Source organism: Microbacterium hominis NBRC 15708, from assembly GCF_001592125.1.
Lineage (GTDB): Bacteria > Actinomycetota > Actinomycetes > Actinomycetales > Microbacteriaceae > Microbacterium > Microbacterium hominis.
Genome location: NZ_BCWI01000006.1, coordinates 102,726 through 121,519 on the forward strand (window position 1 = coordinate 102,726; position 18,794 = coordinate 121,519).

The following is an 18,794-nucleotide window of genomic DNA, read 5'->3' on the forward strand; positions in this document are numbered from 1 at the left end:
GCGGTTCTAGGGTGTAAGTCATGCCTCCTCGTGTCACCGTGATCGTGCGGACGAAGAACCGACCGGAGTTCTTGACGAGGTCTCTCGCTGACATCTCGGCACAGACCTTCCGTGACGTCGGCATCGTCGTCGTCAATGACGGCGGCGACCGCGCCGTGGCCGCGCAGATCGTGTCCTCCGCCGGCGTCGATTCCCGACTGATCGACACCGCCGCACCGGGCGGGCGGTGCGTCGCCGCGAACACCGGAGTCGCGGCGGCCGACGGGAGCGAGTTCGTCGTCCTCCACGACGACGACGACCTGTGGGACCCGCGCTTCCTGGAGCGCACGGTCGCCTGGCTCGACGCGCACCCGGAGGACGTGGGCGTCGCCGTCGCCACCGCGATCGCCTACGAGCAGAACGTCGGCGGCGTATGGGTCGAGGCCTCACGGGTGCCGTTCTGGGAAGGGATGACCCGCGTCTCCTTGACCGACATGCTCGATCGCAATCGCGTCGTCCCGATCTCGTTGCTCTACCGACGTCGGGTCCACGACGAGGTCGGCGGTTACGACGAGCGACTGGGCACCGTCGAGGACTGGGAGTTCCTGCTGCGGGTGCTCGCTCGACACTCGGTGGGGTTCATCCCCGGTGCTCCCCTCGCGATATGGACCCAACGCCCTTCCGCCACCGGAGTGGCGTCCAACAGCATGTTCGCCCTCGAGGATCGACACGCCGAAGACGACGCCCTCGTGCGCGATCGCGAGCTCGCCGCCTGGACGTCCGCCAACGGAATGGGCCTTCCGCTGTACCTGGCGGGGATGGAGAGGCGGCTGGCGGACCACGTCGATGCGTCGGCCGACCGCCTCCGGGAGCAGATCCGTGCTGACATCGATTCTCATCAGCCCATCGCTTCGCGTCTGCGGCGTCTGCGACGACGTCTGGGCGGCCGAGGCGACTCGTGATGACCGCTTCCCGATCGCGTCTGCGCGCCGCCTGGCGTCGCGTCAGGGGCGCTCCGGTGGCCGGCGCGCTCGTCAGGGCCGCGGACCGTCTGCTGTGGTGGCGGGTCATCCGCCGCTCCGGCCTGGTGGACGCGCAGTATTACGCCGCACAGCGCGGATGGCGCCGTGCCGGTGACGCGCGGGCGATCGTGGACTACGTCACGCGCGGATTCAGATCCGGCCTCAGCCTGAATCCGCTGTTCGACGAGCTCGTCGCCGGGCGGGCGCTGCCCGAGCCCGATCGGGTCCCCGCGCTCTACGCCTACCTCGTGAGCGATCGACGCACGGTGTCCGTCCATCCCTGGTGGGACGCGCCGGCCGACGCCCACCGGGCCGAGGGCGTTGCGCCACTGGACGACGTCTGGGCGCGCCGGGAGAGCGCGATCGTCGAGGTTCGGATCGGCGAACGGTCGCGGTCCGTGCCGGTGATGCAGCTGCGCGCCTGGGCGATGGAGGCCGCGCAAGAGTGGCGACGGGGGACGCGCGCACCCGCCGGGGACGCAGATCGAGCCGACCTGGTCGTTCGGATCCTCCAGCGGCGGGATCGCGATTACCCCCGTCGCGTCCTCGAGGTCACCCCCCTGGCCCACACGGATGACGTGGTCGTCGTCGCGGTCGGATGCGAAGCCGGTCAGTGGATCGGGCTCGACGTCGCCGCACGGCTGTTCCCGTCGTTGCGGCGAGTGATCGTTCCGCGCGCCGCGTCCTATCGGGATGCCGTCCGCAGCGCCGACGCCGCGCCCCGACGCGGATCGGGCACGATCACGATCGTCGGCCCGCGATCGGACCTCACCACGGCCGAGATCCGCGCACTGCGGGAAGGCGTCGTGCCGGGCCGGGCGGTCGCACCCGTGGAGATCGCGCCCGACGGAACCGTCGCGGCCTTCGGCGCGGCCGGCACCGGCGGGACCGTGCCCTACGCGATTCTCAGCGGCCATCCCCGCGAAGACCTCGATCTCCTCGGGACGTCGCGCATCGAAGTGCCCCTTCTGGCCGGTCCCACGTTCGCGATGGCTCGTGAGGATTGGTCCGCGATCGGCGGGTTCGACGGTGTCTCGGCGGGAGCGGCCGTGCCTGCCCTCAGCGCCGCCCTGCGTGCTCGAGTTCCCGGCTTCGTCTGCCAGATCGACGCGGGCATCCGGAGCACGTCGTACGCGCGCCACACCGCGTTCCGGACGGAGGAACCCGCCGCGGCGCCCTTCTCCGACGAGCGCCGTCGCGCCGAAGAGATCCTCCGTGCAGCGGGCTTCCGGGTGACGGCCTGGCGCCCTGCGCTCACGCCGTCCGCCGCACCGCTGCCCGAGCTCGAGTGGCGACGCCCGGAGCCGGCGGCCTTGCGGTGGGCCATCAAGATCTGCGCACCGCCCGGTCCCCTCGGCGCCGTCTGGGGCGACACGCACTTCGCCGACGGACTCGCCAAGGCCCTCAGACGACGCGGACACTTCGTGGCCGTGGACAGCTTCGATGCCCGGGACCGGTGGACGTCTGCCCTCGACGACGTGACGCTGGTGGTGCGAGGTCCGTACCGCATCTCTCCCCCGACGACGGGTACCCGCGTCGAGTGGATCATCAGCCACCCCGACCAGATCACGCGAGCCGAGGTGGACGACTTCGACATCGTCTACGCGGCATCCGATCTGTGGAGTGCAGCGGCCTCCGAGCGGTGGAACATCACCGTCTCGCCGCTGCTGGAGTGCACCGACGCCGATCAGTTCTACCCGCGTGGCCTGGCGCGCACCGACGAGATCGTCTTCGTCGGCACCGCGCGAGGAATCGCTCGGCCCAGCGTCGTCGTGCCACTGGCGGCGGGCATCCCGGTGCGCGTCTACGGACCGGATTGGCGCACCTACATCCCCGCCTCGGCCATCGCGGCGGAGAACCTTCCGAACGACCGGCTCAGCGAGCGCTATGAGACGGCCTCCATCGTCCTCAACGACCAATGGCCGGCGATGCGGCAAGAAGGGTTCATCGCCATGCGGCCGTTCGACGTCGTGGCCGCCGGCGGGCGGGTGATCAGCGAGGACGTCGACGGTATCGACCGCGTGTTCGGTGACGCCGTGCCCGTGTTCCGAACGGACGAGGAACTGCTCGAGCTGCTGGCACGCGACCCCGCCGATCTGTTCCCGGATGCGGAGGGGCTCGCGGCCGCGTCCGAGCGCATCCGACGGGATCATTCCTTCGACGCGCGGGCCGGACGTATCGTCGACGACGTCCTCCGCCACCGCGCCGCGGGGGCGGCGCCGCGTGAGCAGTAGAATGGCTCGGATGAACGCGCGTTCCTTGCTTCACCGCGTCCAGTGGGAGATCAATGCCATCCGGCATCGCGATCCTCTGTCGCCACGGCGGTTTGTCCGGTTGTTCGGTTCGCGCCGGCGGCGCTCCTGGGACCCGACGCAGGAGCCGCGCCGGGTCGTCATCCTCCGCAGCGACGAGATCGGCGACACCGTCAGCACGTTGACGCTGCTGGACGCCATGCGTCGCCAGTGGCCCTCCGCGAAACTGCACCTCGTGGTCAAGCCGGGCCCGGGGTCCGCTTTCCATGCCGCCCCCAGCGTCGACCGTCTGATCTTCTGGTCGCCGATCACGGAGGGCTCGGCGTTGAAGCGGCAGATCCTCACGGTTCGGCAGGCTCTGCGCCGGTTCGGGCTCCGCGGCTACGATCTGGCGGTCCTGCCGCGCTGGGACTTCGACGACACCCCGATCCGGTACCTCGCGGTCGCCGCCCGTGCGCGCTCGGTCGTCGGCTTCACCCCCGTCCCCCAGCGCGAGCCCGACTGGCTCGGCGACCAGAGCGCGCTCTTCACCGATGAGCTCCCGCGCGGAAACGACCCCCTGCTGACCGTCGCTCAGCTGCGCCGCCTGGCGGACTGGCTCGGGCTGGCATGGACCCATCCGGGCGCCCGGCCGGTGGGACGAGCCCTGTTCGACGCCGCCGACGCGGCGCGCGCAGAAGCCCGCGCCTCCTTGCCCGGTGAGAGCGGACGGGTCATCGGCCTCGGCATCGGCGCACGGGACGCGAAGCGTCAGTGGCCCGTCGAACGTCTGACCGAGGCCGTCGTCGAGATCGCGAAGAGCGGGCCGGTCCGCGTCCGCATCCTCGGAGGCCCGACCGACCGCGAGCGTGCGGCCGAACTCGTGGGGCTTCTCCGCGACCGCGGGATCGCGGCCGTGGATCTCGCGGGCGAACTCTCCTTGAGCGAGAGCGCCGCGGCGATCTCGCAGTGCGACCTCTTCATCGGCAACGACTCCGGTCTGCAGCACATCTCGAGCTCTCTCGACGTTCCCACCGTCGTCGTCACCTGCCATCCCGCGACGGGCTCGCCCTGGAGCGACAATGCGCCGGAGCGATTCGGCCCGTGGTCGCGTCAGCGAGCGGTTCTCCAGCCGGAACGGCCCGCACCCGGATGCGGCGAGGAGTGCTCGTCCCGCGAGCCGCACTGCATCCTCGCCGTCGACTCCGCCGATGTCGCCGGCGCCGCCCTCGCGCTCATCGGTGAGTCCTCTCGTCCTTCCGAGACACCGGCGTCCGCGGGCTGAACCGCGTCCTGTCTCCGTCACTGATCTGGAACCCGCCATGACTTCTCTTCCCCTCATCACTCCTCACGACGTCCTCGGGTTCCAGGCGGTGCATGTGGTCGTCGTCGGCGACGCGATGCTCGATCGGTACGTCGAGGGCGCGGTGCACCGCATCTCTCCGGAAGCGCCGATCCCCGTGCTCCGCGTCGCCCAGGACCGCTCGGTGGCCGGAGGCGCCGCGAACGCGGCAATGAACATCGCGGGGCTCGGCGCCGCGGCGACTCTCATCGCGGCGTGGGCCGAGGACGAGGCGGGCCGGGAGCTCGAGAGACTGCTCGCGGCCGCCGGCGTCCAGGCGCGCCGCGTCGCCCGAGGCGATGCCCCCACGATCGAGAAGCTGCGGGTCGTGGCCGGGCAGCAGCAGATCGTGCGCATCGATCGCGAGGACACGTCGTCGCTGGATGCGGCCGGTGCGGATGCCGTGCTCAGCGCTGTGCGCGATGCCGTCGAGGGGCACGACCATCGGTGCGTCATCGTCCTCTCCGACTACGCGAAGGGCATGCTCGACGAGGCGGTCGTGCAGCGCGTGATCGCCTTCGCCCGAGAGCGCTCCCTGCCCGTCGTCGTCGACCCGAAGTCGGCGGACATCCGCAAGTACAGCGGCGCGACGGTCGTGAAGCCCAACTTCGCCGAGGCGGCCCTCATGGCGGGGGTGTCGGCGACCGCGCCGACCGAGGAGGTGCTCGCGCAGATCGCCGAGGCGATGGCCGTCCCGGATGTGTCGGCCGTCGCGATCTCCCTGTCCGCGCTGGGCGTCGAGGTCGTCGAGGGCGGCGCGCGCACGCGGCTTCCCACGCGCGCCCGTCTCGTCGCCGACGTCTCCGGTGCCGGTGACTCCATGATCGCGGGTCTCGCAGTGGGCCTCGGCAGCGGCCTGTCCACCCTGAAGGCCGTGCAGGTCGGAAACCTGGCCGCCGGCATCGCCTGCGCCCGTCCGGGCACCGCGGTGGTGACCTCGGCCGACCTCCTCAACGAACTGCTGATCGATTCCTCTCCCGCCCACCGGCCGGGCACGATCGAGGACTGGGATGAGCTGGCGCGACTGGTGCGGGTGGAGAAGGACGCGGGCCGGACGGTGGTCTTCGCGAACGGAGTCTTCGACCTCCTGCACGCCGGCCATGTCGCTCTCCTCAAGGAGGCCCGTTCGCTCGGCGACGTGCTCGTCGTGGGAGTGAACTCGGATGCCTCGACGGCGCGACTCAAAGGACCGTCGCGACCGCTGCAACCGCAGGCGGACCGCATGGCGGTGCTGGACGCCGTACGCTACGTGGATTTCGTCACCGTGTTCGAGCAGGACACTCCCCGCGAGCTGATCCGGGCCATCCAGCCGGACGTCATCGTGAAAGGATCGGACTACCGACCCGATCAGGTCGTCGGGGGAGACGATGCCAAGGCCTGGGGCGGCAGAGTCCATATCGTGACCCTCCTCGACGGTGTCTCGACGACGAAGCTGTCGCAGGGCGAACAGGTGCGTCGCGGCTGAGCCGCGCGGGAGAGGAATCACAAGATGAACATCGTTCAGGAGAACCTGCTCGAGAACGCACGCCGGATGTCGGCCCTCGCGGAGGACGAGCGCTTCGGAGCGTCGTTCGCGGCCGCGGCGGAGACCATGGTGACCTCACTGCGCGGGGGAGGGACGCTGTTCGCCTGCGGCAACGGCGGTTCGATGACCAACGCTCAGCACTTCGCCGAGGAACTCACCGGCAGGTTCCGTGGGAATCGGCCGCCGCTGCGCGCGATGGCGATCTCCGACCCGTCCCACCTCACCTGCGTCGCCAACGACTACGGCTACGAGTTCGTGTTCTCCAAGTTCGTCGAGGCGTTCGCTCGCCCCGGCGACGTCCTGCTCGCGCTCAGCACGAGCGGCAAGTCACCGAACGTGCTCCGCGCGGCGGAGGCGATGAAGGCGGCGGGAGGCAAGGTCGTGGCCTCGTCGGGCACGGCCGAGAGCCCGATCGGGGCGTTGGCCGATGTGACGATCGCCCTCGGCGCCAGTCGCTGGGCCGACCGCATCCAGGAGTCGGAGCTCGTCGTCATCCACTCGCTGATGCAGGCCATCGAGGACGGGTTCGGCTACTCCGCGGAGTGATCCGGCCCCGCGGCGGCGGCGGCGAATGCCGCCAACGTCGGGAACGTGACGTCGGCGTGCGGATCGTCCACGGCATCGATGCGCACGGTCATCGTGCCGCCGGTGCGCGCTCCCAGTCGCCGTCCCATCTCGATGTCCGACTCCGTGTCGCCCACCATGACCGACAGTGCCGCATCGACCTCCGGATGCTGGGCGAGGTAGCTCAGCGCCATCCCGGGAGCAGGCTTGCGGCAGTCGCAGTCCGCGCCGACGAGGTGGGGGCACACGCGGATGTCGTCGATCCGCCCTCCCGCCCCTTCGATCTCGAGGCGCATCCGCCGATGGATGTCGTCGAGGTCGGCAGCCGTCATGAGCCCCTTGCCCACGCCCTGCTGGTTCGTCACGACCACGATGCGCGGTGCCCACTGCGCGAGGACTGCCAGGGCCTCGAGTGCCCCGGGTTCGAACGCGAACTGCTCCCACGTGCGCACATAGCCGTCGATGATGCGGGTGTTGATCACGCCGTCGCGGTCGAGGAAGAGACACCACTGCCGACCCGAGGTGTTTCGGCGTCGTGTCTCCTGCGTGAGCGTGTCCACCCGGCGACGCTATCGCACCCGGGCGGCGAAGGCGGCACGTGATCGGGGGCGTGGACGGCGGTGACGCCCTCGGCGGATCCCGGAAGAACGGTAGCGTGTGGTCGAGGCGCGGGAGACGAGCCGTCTGCGGGATGAAAGGACATGACTGTGCAGTCGAATCCATTGGTGTCCATGGTCGGGGCGCGAAGGCGGCGGGGGCGCCTTTCTCTGTTCAGCGCGGTCTGCGCAGCCCTGGTCGTGGTGATCGTCGCCGCAGGAGCGGGCACCGGTGCGTACGCCGCGCCCGTGGACGCCGCGCCCGCACGTATCGCCGGCTCGACGGCGTCGAGCGCACCGGCTGCCTCGACCGACATCCCGGTGCACCCGTGGTTCGAACCGACGTACACCGAATTGGGCGGAACCGGCGGCGTCCTCGGCGCACCCCTGCACCCGATGCAGTGTCAGTCGAGCTCGTGCTGGCAGGAGTTCGCCGGCGGAGTGCTCACGTCCGATGGGACCCGGATCGTCAAGCTCTCCACCGAGTACGTCTCGACATGGCTCGCGGCCGGAGGCCCGGACGGCGGGCTCGGGCTGGTCGCGGGCCCGGAATCCTGCTTCGGTACGTACTGCGCCACTCCGTTCACCCACGGTGTCGCACGGTGGACGCCCGGCGTCGGGGTTCAGGTGATCCTCGTGCACCCGTGGTTCGAAGAGGCGTGGAAGCGGCTCGGTGCGGTCACCGGAGAGATCGGCATCCCGCTCAACGGCCTCACGTGCCAGTCGTCCTCGTGCTGGCAGGAGTTCGTGGGTGGCGTGCTCACCTCGGACGGCACCCAGATCGTGAAACTCTCCAGCTCCTATGTGCGCACGTGGCTTGCGTGGGGCGGACCGGACGGCGACATCGGTCTGGTCTCGGGGCCCGAGAAGTGCTACGGGTGGTACTGCGAGGCTTCGTTCACGGGTGGTGTCATCGTCTGGAATCCGGGCGGCTACGGCGTGACGTTCCCCGTCACGAAGCGCTGGTTCTACGGCGACTGGATCGCCCGAGGAGGGGGCGGTGGCTCTCTCGGTGTTCCGCTCGGTGCGATGGAGTGTCAACGAGCGGCGTGTTATCAGCAGTTCAGTAGAGGCACGCTGACGTCGTCGTCCACGGGGATCGTGTCGCTCTCCACGGCGTACGTCGACCATTGGCTCTATCGCGAAGGTGGGCCCGACGGTCACCTCGGTCTCGTCGAGGGGCCCGAGTCGTGCTTCAGCGGCCAGTGCCAGGTTCCGTTCCAGCACGGCCTCATGGTGTGGCAGCCCGGTGGAGGCGTACGGGTGCTCACGGGAGCCGAGGCCGATGCGTGGCGGGCCAGCTATCCCCTGCCGGGCTCCGCGCCGTCGACGGGCGGCTCGTCCGGCGGCGGGACGCCCGCCAACCCCGGCGATACGGTCAACTGCGACGATTTTGACACGCAGGCGCAAGCGCAGGCATGGTTCGACAAGTACAAGCCGTACTACGGCGATGTCGCCAGGCTTGACCGCGACAACAACGGGATCGCTTGCGAGTCGCGTCCGTGAAGGGCACGCGGGCTGATCTCGACCATTCTCGCCAACTGTGGTTGATACTGAGGGAGTGAACTACGGTCAACGAGTGCAGCCTGGTCTCGGCGAGCGGCGCGACGCGATGAGGCGCGTCGGTTTCGGCGCGCTGGTGTCGGTCGGCGCGATGATGTCCCTCGTCGCATGCGCGACCGGCTCCGCAGGCTCGCCGGGCTCGACGACGACCGCTCCGGTTCCTCCCACTAGCGCGACCGTTGCCGTGCCGACGCCGACGTCCTCTGCGACCCCGGCGACGCCCTCTCCGATCGCGTCGCCGACGCCCGGCGCCACGGCGACGGTCACGATCGTCAGCTCGGGAGCGGACGGGGAGGACGTCTTCGCATCGGGCCTCGTCACGGGAGACGCCGACGAGGAGGGGACGTGCTCGCTGACCGCCACATCGGCGACGGGTCGCGTCCTCACCGCCCAGACAGAGGCCCACGCCACGCCCGCAGCCGTGAACTGCGGGCTGATCAAGATCGCGGCCGAGCCCGGCGACTGGACGCTCGTTCTGAGCTTCACCTCGCCGACCTCGGCCGGCTCGTCCGCATCGGTGCTGGTCCATCAGCCGTGAGTGAAGCCCCGCGGACCCTCCGCCGTCGTCTCCTCTCGATGCTGGTCGTCGTTGCGGCGGTGTTCTCGGGACTCGTCGGAGTCGTCGCACCGCTGCAACCGCCGGCCGCGGACGCCGCGACCGCGAGCAGCTTCCAGGCCGGCTATCTGATCTCCGACAGCAACTTCTTCGATTCGGGGTCGCTCTCGGCATCCGACATCCAGAGCTTCCTGAACTCGAAGGTGTCGAACTGTCGGCCGTTGTACGGCATGCCGTGCATGCGCGACTATGTCGCGCAGTCGACGCCGGCGCTCGCGGCGAACGCCTACTGCAGTGCGTTCCCGGGCGGCTCGATGACCGCCGCCCAGTTGATCTCGGCCGTCGCCCAGTCGTGCGGAATCAACCCCAAGGTGATTCTCGTGATGCTGCAGAAGGAGCAGAGCCTCGTCACGGACCCGTCGCCGTACGAGGTGCAGTACAGTGCGGCGCTCGGGCAGGGATGCCCCGACGGGGCCGCCTGCGACCCCGACTATGCGGGCTTCTTCTACCAGCTGTACGGCGCGGCTCGGCAGATGCAGATCTACATCAAGAACCCGAGTTGGTTCGGCTACCAGCTGGGGTGGAACAACATCCTGTATCAGGCCAACCCTCCGGACACGAAGGGCATCTGCGGAACCAAGCGCGTCTACATCCAGAACGATGCCACGCGCGCGCTGTACGTCTACACGCCGTACACACCCAATCAGGCCGCGCTCGACAACCTCTACAGCACCGGTGACTTCTGCTCGTCCTACGGCAACCGCAACTTCTGGCGTCTGTACACCGACTGGTTCGGCGACCCGACCGCAGAGCAGGTCACGGGGGAGTACGCCGCGGTGTGGAAGTCCCTCGGCGGAGCTTCCGGAATCCTCGGCGCGCCGAGGAGCGTCGTCGTCTGCATTGACAACCGCTACTGCCAGCAGTCGTTCGCCGGCGGGACGATCTTCTGGTTCCCCTCGCGGGGCGTGTTCGGTGTCCCGTCGGTCGTCGAGTCGATGTGGCGGAACCTCGGGTTCATCGATGGCAAGCCGGGATTGCCGACGGGCGTGCCGGTCTGTGCCGCTGACTCGACCTGCGCGCAGTCGTTCGACGGCGGGGTGATCGCGGCGGACTCGGTCGGCGGGTCGCTGGTGGGACAGCACATCCAGTACACCTGGCTGGCGGCGGGCGGTGTCGCCCTCGGCGGCGCGCGCGGCCCGGAGGTCTGCTCGGCCGGTGACAAGTGCGCCCAGACCTTCGCCCGGGCGGCGTTCTTCTCCGGCGGGGGTGCGACTGCGGTCGTGGGCGGGATCTTCCAGGCGTGGAGCGCGAACGGCATGTCGGCGGGCGCGATGGGGTATCCCCAGAGCGATGCGGTGTGCGCCGGCGGCGGGTGCACGCAGCGGTTCGACGGCGGCCTCATCGTGGCGGCCGGTTCGAACGCCCAGGCGATTCCGACCGCGATCGCGACACCGTACCTCGCGGCGGGGGGATATGCCGCCCTGGGCGCACCGGTCGCTCCCGCAACGTGCGGCGCAGGCACCTCCTGCTCGCAGCTGTTCGAGCGGGCGCGCATCGACGTCTCCACGGCGCGGGGCACGATCATCACCACCGGGCTGTTCCTCTCCGCCTGGGCGGCCCGCGGCTATGACCAGGGTGTTCTGGGTGCGCCGACGGCGGCGGCGGTGTGCACGGCGGTGACGTGTTCGCAGTCGTTCCAGGGCGGTCTGCTGGTCGGTTCGCCGTCGAACGGCGTCGTCGCCGTGACGGGACAGTACCGTGACGTGTGGCTCGCGACGGGCGGCGTCACGGGCTCGCTGGGTCTGCCGCTGGGCAACGACTCGTGTGACGGCAAGAGCTGTTCGCAGGCTTTCCAGCGCGGTGTCCTGGCGTGGACGCCGACGTACGGGATGGTGACGGTGTCGGGCTGGTTCCTGCAGCCGTGGCAGGCGCAGGGTGCGGGCGGCGGGGCGTTGGGTGCGCCGACGGCGGCGGCGGTGTGCACGGCGGTGACGTGTTCGCAGTCGTTCCAGGGCGGTGTGCTCTCGGGGTCTCCCTCCAACGGCGTGATCGCCGTCCTCGGCGAATACCGTGATCTCTGGATGGCGGCGGGTGGTCCCACCGGCACGCTCGGGCGCGTGCTCGCCGCCGCCACCTGCAACGGGAAATGGTGCGGGGTCGACTTCGACAACGGATCCATCGTCTGGTCGCCGGCAACGGGTGCCAACGTCGTGTCGGCGCCGATCTACAGCCGGTGGATCGCCGCCGGGGGAGCGAACGGGCGTTACGGACTTCCGTTGCGCGCGGCCAAGAACGTTTCGGGGGGCACGGCTCAGGACTTCCAGTTCGGCACGATCTCGGTGGGGCCGTGACGGTCGGTCGTCGCGAAGAGTCCACGGCGATGGATGCTAATCTGCTGGGGGCGGGGGAGATCGCCGGCGGGCGATATCGAACCCGCGGCGTCCTGATCGCCACCGAGTCCGCTGCAGCGCCTGCCGGGGCGGGCTCATCTGAGGCCGGTCGTGCTCCCCGGTGAGAACCCGGCCCCACGTCCCCTCGCCGAGGGTACTGACGAGAGGATTCCAGATGACCGATGACCGTGTGCTGTCCGCGGATGCCGTCGATTCCGTCTCGCTCGAGCGTGCGCTCAAGGACGTCGAGGTCGCGAACGCACGGGTCATCGAGCTGACTCGCGGCATGCTGGAGCGCGAGAAGCGGATCACCGAGCTCGAGGCCGAAGTCGTCCAGCTCAAGCTCATGCTGGATCCGCGGCGCAAGATCGAGCACGTGTTCCGCAAGAACCACACCCTGTACGTCATCGGTCGTCGCGCCAAGCGGATGATGGGCCGGTGAGCGCGCCCACGAGGCCGCGCGTCCTCCTGGCGGTCACCTTCTACAACGGCCGCGATTTCGCCGAGCGGACGATGGACTCGATCGCGGCCATAGAGCACGATGGCTTCGATCTCGATGTGCTCGTGCTCGACGACGCGAGCCCGGAGCCGGGCTTCAGCGACCATCTGGCGGAGATCTCGGATCGCAAGGGCGCGACGTACTACCGCGCCACGCGCAACCTCGGCATCCCGCGGAACGTGAACCTGGGCCTCGCGACGGCGCAGAAGCTGCAGTACGACTACGTCGTGATCTCCAACTCCGACGTCATCTACTCCAAGAACTCGGTGAGCGTGCTGCTGGAGGCGCTGCGCGGGCACGACGACGTCGCATCGGCGACGGCATGGTCGACCAACGTCGAGCCGTACTCGTTGCCCTGCGGTGTGGAGCTGTATCCGGAGGAGCAGGACGTCGCCGATCTCATCGGAACCGCCCTCCACAACCGTTTCGGGACGGAGGCGATCGACATCCCCGCGGGCATCTCGTTCGCCATGATGGTGCCCGTGCCGCGACTGGAGGTCGTCGGACTCATGGATCCCGTCTTCGGGCGGGGCTACGGCGAGGAGTCGGACTGGTCCGCACGGGCGACGAGCGCCGGGTATCGGCACCTTCTCGTCCAGGGGGCGTACGTCTACCACGCCGGACGTGGCTCGACTCTCGCGGCCGGGGTGGTGTCGCAGTCCGATATCGCCGACTGGACGAATCAAGCGATCGTCGAGCACCGCTCACCGATGTTCCGCTGGAGCGTCGATGCCTTCATGCGCTCCGGGGTCATGGACGACGCGCGCCCGGAGGCGGTGGCGGCGATCATCGCGCACGCTGCCGCTGTCAACGGCTATGCGCTCGTCAACGCGGCATCCGACTGGGACGATGTCGACCCGCGGGTGGTGACCGTGACCCTGCGGTCCGAGGCCGATGAGATGTGCATGGCTCAGTGGTGCGGCTTCACGACGGAGATCGACACCGATCAGATCGACGTCGTCGACGCGGTGGTCGCCTACTTCGGCGGGCAGCGCCCTGTTGCGACCAACCTCCGCCCGGCGATCTGGGAGGGCGCCGACACGTTCGGCTATCCCGTCGGATTGTGAGCGCGGATTGACGAGTCTCGCTGTCGCCTTCGACACCCGTAAGAACTCCATCGGCTTTCTTCGCTGGCTGATGGCCTTCATGGTCATCTTCTCGCACGCGGGACCCGTCGCCGGTCTCTTCGGCGGCGTGGACATCGGCGCCCAGTGGGGCGCGGAGACGTCGCTGGGCGGAGTGGCCGTCACGGGCTTCTTCTTCCTGTCGGGAATGCTCATCACCCGCAGCATGATGAACAGCTCCTCCCCGGTGCGCTTCCTGTGGCATCGCGTCGTCCGCATCTTCCCGGCCTGGTTCCTCGTCCTCGTCATCACGGCATTCGTGTTCGCGCCCCTGGCGTGGTGGCACGAGCGCGGGACCGTTCGCGGCTTCTTCTCCGTCGCATCGGATTCCCCGTGGGATTACGTGGCGCGCAACTTCACCTTGATCCTCGGACAGTGGTCGATCGCCGGCACGGGCTCCGGCGTTCACGCGGTGCTGGAGGGGTACAACACCTGGAACGGCTCCGCATGGACCCTGATGTGGGAGTTCGGCTGCTACCTGGGGGTCCTGGCGCTCGGCGTCGTGGGCGCCCTGGCCGGGCGCATCGTGGGTGCGGCCTTCGCGGTGCTGATTCTCGCGCTCAGCATGCTGCAGGCTCTGCACGTCGGCGACCTGGCGTCGACGTTCCAGCTGCTCGGCAACCCGCAGGTTCTGCAGCTCGCCGCCCCGTTCGCCTTCGGCACACTGGTCCAGCTCTTCATCGACAATGTCCCCTTCGATGATCGGCTCGGGATCGGGATGCTCGTTCTGGCCGCGTTGTGCTGGTGGCGCGGTGGATGGTTCGTCGTCGGCCAGTACGCCTTCGCCTACGGTCTGATCTGGTTCGGCAGTCGGGTGAAGGTCCTTGCCAACTGGGACCGGAGGGCGGACCTCTCGTACGGCATCTACATCGCCGGATGGCCCGTCATGTTCCTTGCGGCGGTCTTCGGCGTCGAGAAGTGGGGAACGGTGGCGTACCTCGCCGTGGTCATCGTGGTCGTGCACCTGTATGCGCTCGCGAGCTACATGCTCATCGAGAAGCCGGCGTTGGACTTGAAGCACTGGATGCCGCGCGGCGTCGCCGTCCTGGGAGGCTGGAAGCCGGTGCCGCCGAAGGCGAGCTCGTCGAGCGTCCCCTCGTGGCTCAGGATGACGCCGCTCGTGCTTCTGCTCCTCGTGACGGGAGCGCTGGTCATTGTCGGGGCCCTGAGAGGAGCGATCTAGGACTATGGCGGGATCATCGGTCATCATCACCGGAGCGGCTGGATACGTCGGAAGGCATGTCGTCACGGCGGTCGCCGACCTCGGCTTCGAGCCGATCGCCGTCGTGCGACCCGGCTCCGACGCGGCCATCGACCCCCGGGCACGTGTCTTCGAGGCAGACATCCTCACAGAGGGTGCGGATGTGCTCCGGGCCGTCGGGGTCGGCGACGTCGCGGCGGTCATCCACCTCGCGTGGCAGGACGGTTTCGTGCACAACGCGCCGTCCCACATGGCGCAACTGTCACGTCACTACGCGTTTCTGACGGGCCTCGCCGATGCCGGTGTTCCGCGCATCGCCGCGCTCGGGACCATGCACGAGATCGGCTACTGGGAGGGGCCGGTGACCGCCGACACCCCCACCAATCCGCTCACGCTGTACGGCGTCGCGAAGGATGCCCTGCGACGCTCGACGACCATCGCCATCGGTGAGCGTTCCGAGTACGTCTGGCTGCGGGCCTATTACATCCTGGGTGATGATCGACGAAACCGTTCGATCTTCGCCAAACTGCTCGAGGCGGCAGATCGAGGGGAGACGGTCTTCCCGTTCACGACCGGAAAGACCCTGTACGACTTCATCGATGTGGTGGAGCTCGGCCGGCAGATCGCCGTCGCCGCCGTCTCTCCCGGTGTCACCGGGGTTCTCAACGTCGCGAGCGGCGCCCCGGAGTCGCTGGCGAGCCGAGTGGAGAGGTTCATCGCCGACAACGGTCTGGGGCTCACGCTCGAGTACGGAGCCTTTCCCGACCGCCCCTATGATTCCCCCGGAACGTGGGCCGATGCAGAAGCCATATCTGCGCTCATGTCCGCCTCCCCCTTCGCCAAGGAGAATTCGTGACCATCGAGTACGGCAAATCGCTCGCCGCCCGCACCACGCCGATACCCGGGCTCCTCCTCGTCGATCTGCCCGTCCACGGCGACAACCGCGGATGGTTCAAGGAGAACTGGCAGCGCGAGAAGATGATGGAGCTGGGTATTCCGGACTTCGGTCCGGTGCAGAACAACATCTCGTTCAACGACGCCGTCGGCACGACGCGCGGCATCCATGCCGAACCGTGGGACAAGTTCATCTCGATCGGCTTCGGATCCGTCTTCGGCGCGTGGGTGGATCTTCGCGCCGGTGAGAGCTTCGGCACCGTCTTCACGGCGGAGCTCGACCCGTCGACCGCGATCTTCGTTCCGCGCGGGGTGGGCAACTCCTACCAGACGCTCGAGCCCAACACGGTCTACACCTACCTCGTGAACGACCATTGGAGCCCCGAGAAGCTCGGCGAATACTCCTTCGTGAACCTCGCCGATGAGACCGCCGACATCCCGTGGCCGATTCCGCTCGCGGACGTCGAGTTGTCCGACAAGGACCGACAGCACCCCCGGTTGGGGGAGGTCACGCCCCTCTGAGCGAGATCACCGACGGCGATCTCGAAGAGCGCGCAGACGGCGCGCGACGGCCCGGACGGGCCTCGTCGCCCGCCATGCGCGGCTCTGCTCGATGCGCTGGAGTCGTGACCGGGTCTCCCGCAGCTCCGATCGCGCATCGTCGAGCTCGCGGGCCGTGCCCATCAACTGCTCATACGTCTCGGTGAACTCCGCGGTGGCGGCGTCGCGCTCTGCCGTGCGGATGCGGGCCAGGCGGTCCAGCTGCAGGATGTTCCACTCCGTCTCCGCTTTCGGGACCAGCTCCAGATGGAACGAGATCTCCAGGGTTCCCGCCACCGGCGCCGACGACAGGTACCACGGGTTCGTCGTGAGGAAGGTGTCGACGCCGTCCGCGGACGACGCGCCCTCGGCAACGAGCGCTGCGTCGCCGAGGTCCGACACCGCGGAGAGCACCGAGATCCGGCTGACCCATCCGTCCAGGGGGTGGAAGCGGACGCTGTCGATGTTCGTGTAGGCGGAGAGATCGAACGTCACCGTCATCCGGTCGTCGCCGAACACGTTGTTCGTGGCGTCGATACGCTGGTCGTCCGTGAATCCGGCTCCGGTGTCGATCAACAGCTTGGAGGCCACCATGTCCCCCGGCAGAAGCCGGAGATCGCGTGCGCGCTGCTCGGCCTCGGCCGCCCGCGTCGCCAGATCGTAGGCGTCCCAAGGTGTGACGCCCTCGGGCACGTGTGCGCGGACGACGGCGAGGACCTCCTCCAGGAAGAGATCGGTCTTCTCGATGCAGGCGTCCAGGACGTCGTAGGGGCGCGCTCTCCTCGCCGCATCCTCGAGATCCTCGCCCGGATCGATGAACGTCGGCGGGTACTCGAACCCGTCGAACTTCGTGGAGAAGCCTCCGGGGCTCAGGCAGCGCTTGCCCATCAAGGTCGCCCAGTAGATCATGTGATAGCTGTTGGACACGACGATCTCGCTCTCACCGATGAAGGTGAGGATCTCCTCCACGCTCGCCTCATTGGAGATCGCGTCATGGCCGGGGAAGTCCAGCGGGAAGTCCTTGTGGTGCGCGACTCCGAACCGCCTGCGGATCTCGTGCGTCGTCCGCAGCTGCGGCATCACGCACGTCACATCCGGGAGGTAGGGGATGCCGTGCTCGTTCTCGAAGTCGCGGACCGTGAGGATCGTGAATCGATCGAAGTCGATCGGCGTCCGGAACGAGGGGGACAGGCCGAAGTGCGTGTTGAACCCCGGCGCCCACGCGATGACGGGCGCACCGACGCGAAGGAGCCGATTGATCGCGCGGTTCATGAACTCGGTGTGGTCGAACATGCCGCCGCCGCCGAGGATCACGACGTCGTCGTCGCGGATGGCGTCCCAGTCGATGTAGCGGATGTCATGGCGTCGGAAGGGGAAGGCGGCGAACCGCTCGGCGTAGTGGGTGAGCGGGCTCGCCACGCGGTCACCGGCGTTGCTGTCGTCGACTCGGCTGACGAAATGCAGCATGCGGCGCCGGGTGGTGGCTGGCGAGAGGGACATCGACCTACCCTATCCGTTTCCTCGGCGGGGCATCGGCCTCACCGACCTGCAGCCGATGCCTCCACGGGGATGCTCAAGAATCCGATGGCGTGGGGGTCGGCTTCGACGTTGAACGACGTCGCCTGCATCACGTTGTGCAGGGTCTGACCCTGGTCGTTCAGCAGCGCCGCGTTGACGAAGTACTTTCCACCGCCGAACGCGGGTGCGCGCAGGAGGAAGCGCACCTCCCGCTCCCCGGACAGCGGCTCCTGCGCCACTCCCAGCCAGTCCGTTCCGGTGACATAGACCTTCTGGCCCATCTTGTCGTCGATCTGAATTCGGCAGGCCCAGTCGTCGAGGTGGTCGGCGGCGACCGTGACCACGATCTCCAGGTCGTCACCGCGCCGCAGCGCTCCTCCGGAGCGGGGATCGCCCGCACGTGCGACGACCGTCGTGACGGCTGCGCCACCCGTCCGCGCGTTGGCCGCATCCGTCGCCCGTTCCTCCAGACGCCGTTCCTCGAGGAGGTCTCGGAACTTGGCGACCGCGATGGTGGGGTTGCCGTCGTAGACGATCTTCCCGTGATCCAGCAGGACGGAGCGTCCGCACAGATCCACCACCTGATCCAACGAGTGGCTGACGAGGATGATCGTGCGTCCCTCGTGCTGGAACTGCCGGATGCGGTCCATGCACTTGCGCTGGAAGGCCTCATCCCCGACGGCCAACACCTCGTCGACGAGCAGGATGTCGGGGTCGGTGTGCACCGCCACGGCGAACGCCAGACGCACGTACATGCCCGATGAGTAGAACTTGACCTGCGTATCGATGAAATCGCCGATGTTGGCGAAAGCGACGATGTCGTCGAACTGCGCCTCGGTCTCCTCACGGCTCAGCCCCAGCACCGAGGCGTTGAGGAAGACGTTCTCGCGGCCGGTGAGATCCGGATGGAAGCCGGCGCCCAGCTCGAGCAGCGCCGCGAGGCGACCCCGTTCGCGCACCGTTCCCGATGTCGGTTCGATGATCCCGCCGATCATCTTCAGCAGTGTGCTCTTGCCGGACCCGTTGTGACCGATCAGTCCGATCGTCTCGCCGGCGCGGATGTCGAGCGTCACGTCGTCGAGGGCCCAGAAGCTCTGCCGATGGCGCCTGCCCGCCCTGCCGAGTGTGACGATGCGCTCCTTGATGGAGGAGTCCTTGCGGATGACGAATCGCTTCGAGACGTGCTCGACGGATGCCACCACGGGAGGCGTGACGTCGTCCTGGTCGCGGGATGAGGAAGGCATGGCCGG

Annotated in this window: 15 protein-coding genes and 1 pseudogene; 13 read left to right on the forward strand and 3 right to left on the reverse strand. The window is 68.6% G+C overall.

The window, feature by feature from the left end; translation table 11 throughout:
• Positions 1-20: 20 nt before the first annotated feature.
• From MHO01S_RS07000 to MHO01S_RS07020, 5 genes are read left to right on the forward strand one after another with little or no spacing between them, the layout of a single operon-like run.
• The gene (locus tag MHO01S_RS07000) at positions 21-941 is read left to right on the forward strand and encodes a glycosyltransferase family 2 protein (protein ID WP_061782060.1); all 921 of its coding nucleotides are present in this window, start codon (positions 21-23) and stop codon (positions 939-941) included.
• Complete coding sequence (locus MHO01S_RS16640) at positions 941-3,235, forward strand: glycosyltransferase family protein (protein ID WP_060960961.1); 2,295 nt, start codon at positions 941-943, stop codon at positions 3,233-3,235. The genes MHO01S_RS07000 and MHO01S_RS16640 overlap by 1 nt, the downstream gene beginning before the upstream one ends.
• A 10-nt stretch (positions 3,236-3,245) precedes the next feature.
• Positions 3,246-4,517 carry a glycosyltransferase family 9 protein gene (locus MHO01S_RS07010; protein WP_167626515.1) on the forward strand — a complete coding sequence of 424 codons (1,272 nt, stop codon included), beginning with the start codon at positions 3,246-3,248 and terminating at the stop codon, positions 4,515-4,517.
• Between the two features lie 37 nt (positions 4,518-4,554).
• Complete coding sequence (locus MHO01S_RS07015; protein ID WP_060960959.1) at positions 4,555-6,039, forward strand: PfkB family carbohydrate kinase; 1,485 nt, start codon at positions 4,555-4,557, stop codon at positions 6,037-6,039.
• Between the two features lie 24 nt (positions 6,040-6,063).
• Entirely contained in the window at positions 6,064-6,645 is a 582-nt protein-coding gene (locus MHO01S_RS07020) for a D-sedoheptulose-7-phosphate isomerase (RefSeq protein WP_060960958.1), read from the forward strand.
• Here the strand turns inward: MHO01S_RS07020 and MHO01S_RS07025 are convergent.
• Complete coding sequence (locus MHO01S_RS07025; protein ID WP_060960957.1) at positions 6,630-7,223, reverse strand: D-glycero-alpha-D-manno-heptose-1,7-bisphosphate 7-phosphatase; 594 nt, start codon at positions 7,221-7,223, stop codon at positions 6,630-6,632. The two genes, MHO01S_RS07020 and MHO01S_RS07025, sit on opposite strands and share 16 nt — an antisense overlap.
• Before the next feature lie 237 nt (positions 7,224-7,460).
• On the opposite strand from MHO01S_RS07025, the gene MHO01S_RS07030 reads away from it, so the two are divergent.
• The 8 genes and pseudogenes from MHO01S_RS07030 to MHO01S_RS07065 form a co-directional block, all read left to right on the forward strand.
• Positions 7,461-8,765, forward strand: coding sequence for an excalibur calcium-binding domain-containing protein (locus MHO01S_RS07030; RefSeq protein WP_061782061.1), 1,305 nt, complete (start codon positions 7,461-7,463; stop codon positions 8,763-8,765).
• A gap of 241 nt (positions 8,766-9,006) precedes the next feature.
• Positions 9,007-9,360 (forward strand): hypothetical protein, encoded by a 354-nt coding sequence (locus tag MHO01S_RS07035; RefSeq protein WP_157553753.1) that lies wholly within the window; start codon positions 9,007-9,009, stop codon positions 9,358-9,360.
• Between the two features lie 38 nt (positions 9,361-9,398).
• Complete coding sequence (locus MHO01S_RS07040; RefSeq protein WP_060960954.1) at positions 9,399-11,729, forward strand: LGFP repeat-containing protein; 2,331 nt, start codon at positions 9,399-9,401, stop codon at positions 11,727-11,729.
• 214 nt (positions 11,730-11,943) lie between these two features.
• Positions 11,944-12,210: a hypothetical protein gene (locus MHO01S_RS07045; RefSeq protein ID WP_060960953.1), complete on the forward strand. Its 267-nt coding sequence runs from the start codon at positions 11,944-11,946 to the stop codon at positions 12,208-12,210.
• Positions 12,207-13,334, forward strand: coding sequence for a glycosyltransferase family 2 protein (locus MHO01S_RS16865; protein WP_060960952.1), 1,128 nt, complete (start codon positions 12,207-12,209; stop codon positions 13,332-13,334). Before MHO01S_RS07045 ends, MHO01S_RS16865 begins: the two co-directional genes overlap by 4 nt.
• Positions 13,335-13,341: 7 nt before the next feature.
• Positions 13,342-14,574 (forward strand): acyltransferase family protein, encoded by a 1,233-nt coding sequence (locus MHO01S_RS07055; protein WP_060960951.1) that lies wholly within the window; start codon positions 13,342-13,344, stop codon positions 14,572-14,574.
• A gap of 4 nt (positions 14,575-14,578) precedes the next feature.
• On the forward strand, positions 14,579-15,448 hold the full coding sequence (locus MHO01S_RS07060) for an NAD-dependent epimerase/dehydratase family protein (RefSeq protein WP_060960950.1): 870 nt from the start codon (positions 14,579-14,581) through the stop codon (positions 15,446-15,448).
• Positions 15,445-16,005 (forward strand): annotated as a pseudogene (locus MHO01S_RS07065) (dTDP-4-dehydrorhamnose 3,5-epimerase family protein); the annotation flags it as partial. The gene MHO01S_RS07060 and the pseudogene MHO01S_RS07065, both read left to right, overlap by 4 nt.
• 9 nt (positions 16,006-16,014) lie before the next feature.
• Here MHO01S_RS07065 and MHO01S_RS07070 read toward each other — a convergent pair.
• Together MHO01S_RS07070 and MHO01S_RS07075 are read right to left on the reverse strand one after the other, a co-directional pair.
• Positions 16,015-17,526, reverse strand: a complete 1,512-nt coding sequence (locus MHO01S_RS07070; RefSeq protein WP_157553754.1) for a polysaccharide pyruvyl transferase family protein — start codon at positions 17,524-17,526, stop codon at positions 16,015-16,017.
• Positions 17,527-17,564: 38 nt separating this feature from the next.
• Positions 17,565-18,788 (reverse strand): ABC transporter ATP-binding protein, encoded by a 1,224-nt coding sequence (locus MHO01S_RS07075; protein ID WP_060960947.1) that lies wholly within the window; start codon positions 18,786-18,788, stop codon positions 17,565-17,567.
• Positions 18,789-18,794: the final 6 nt, after the last annotated feature.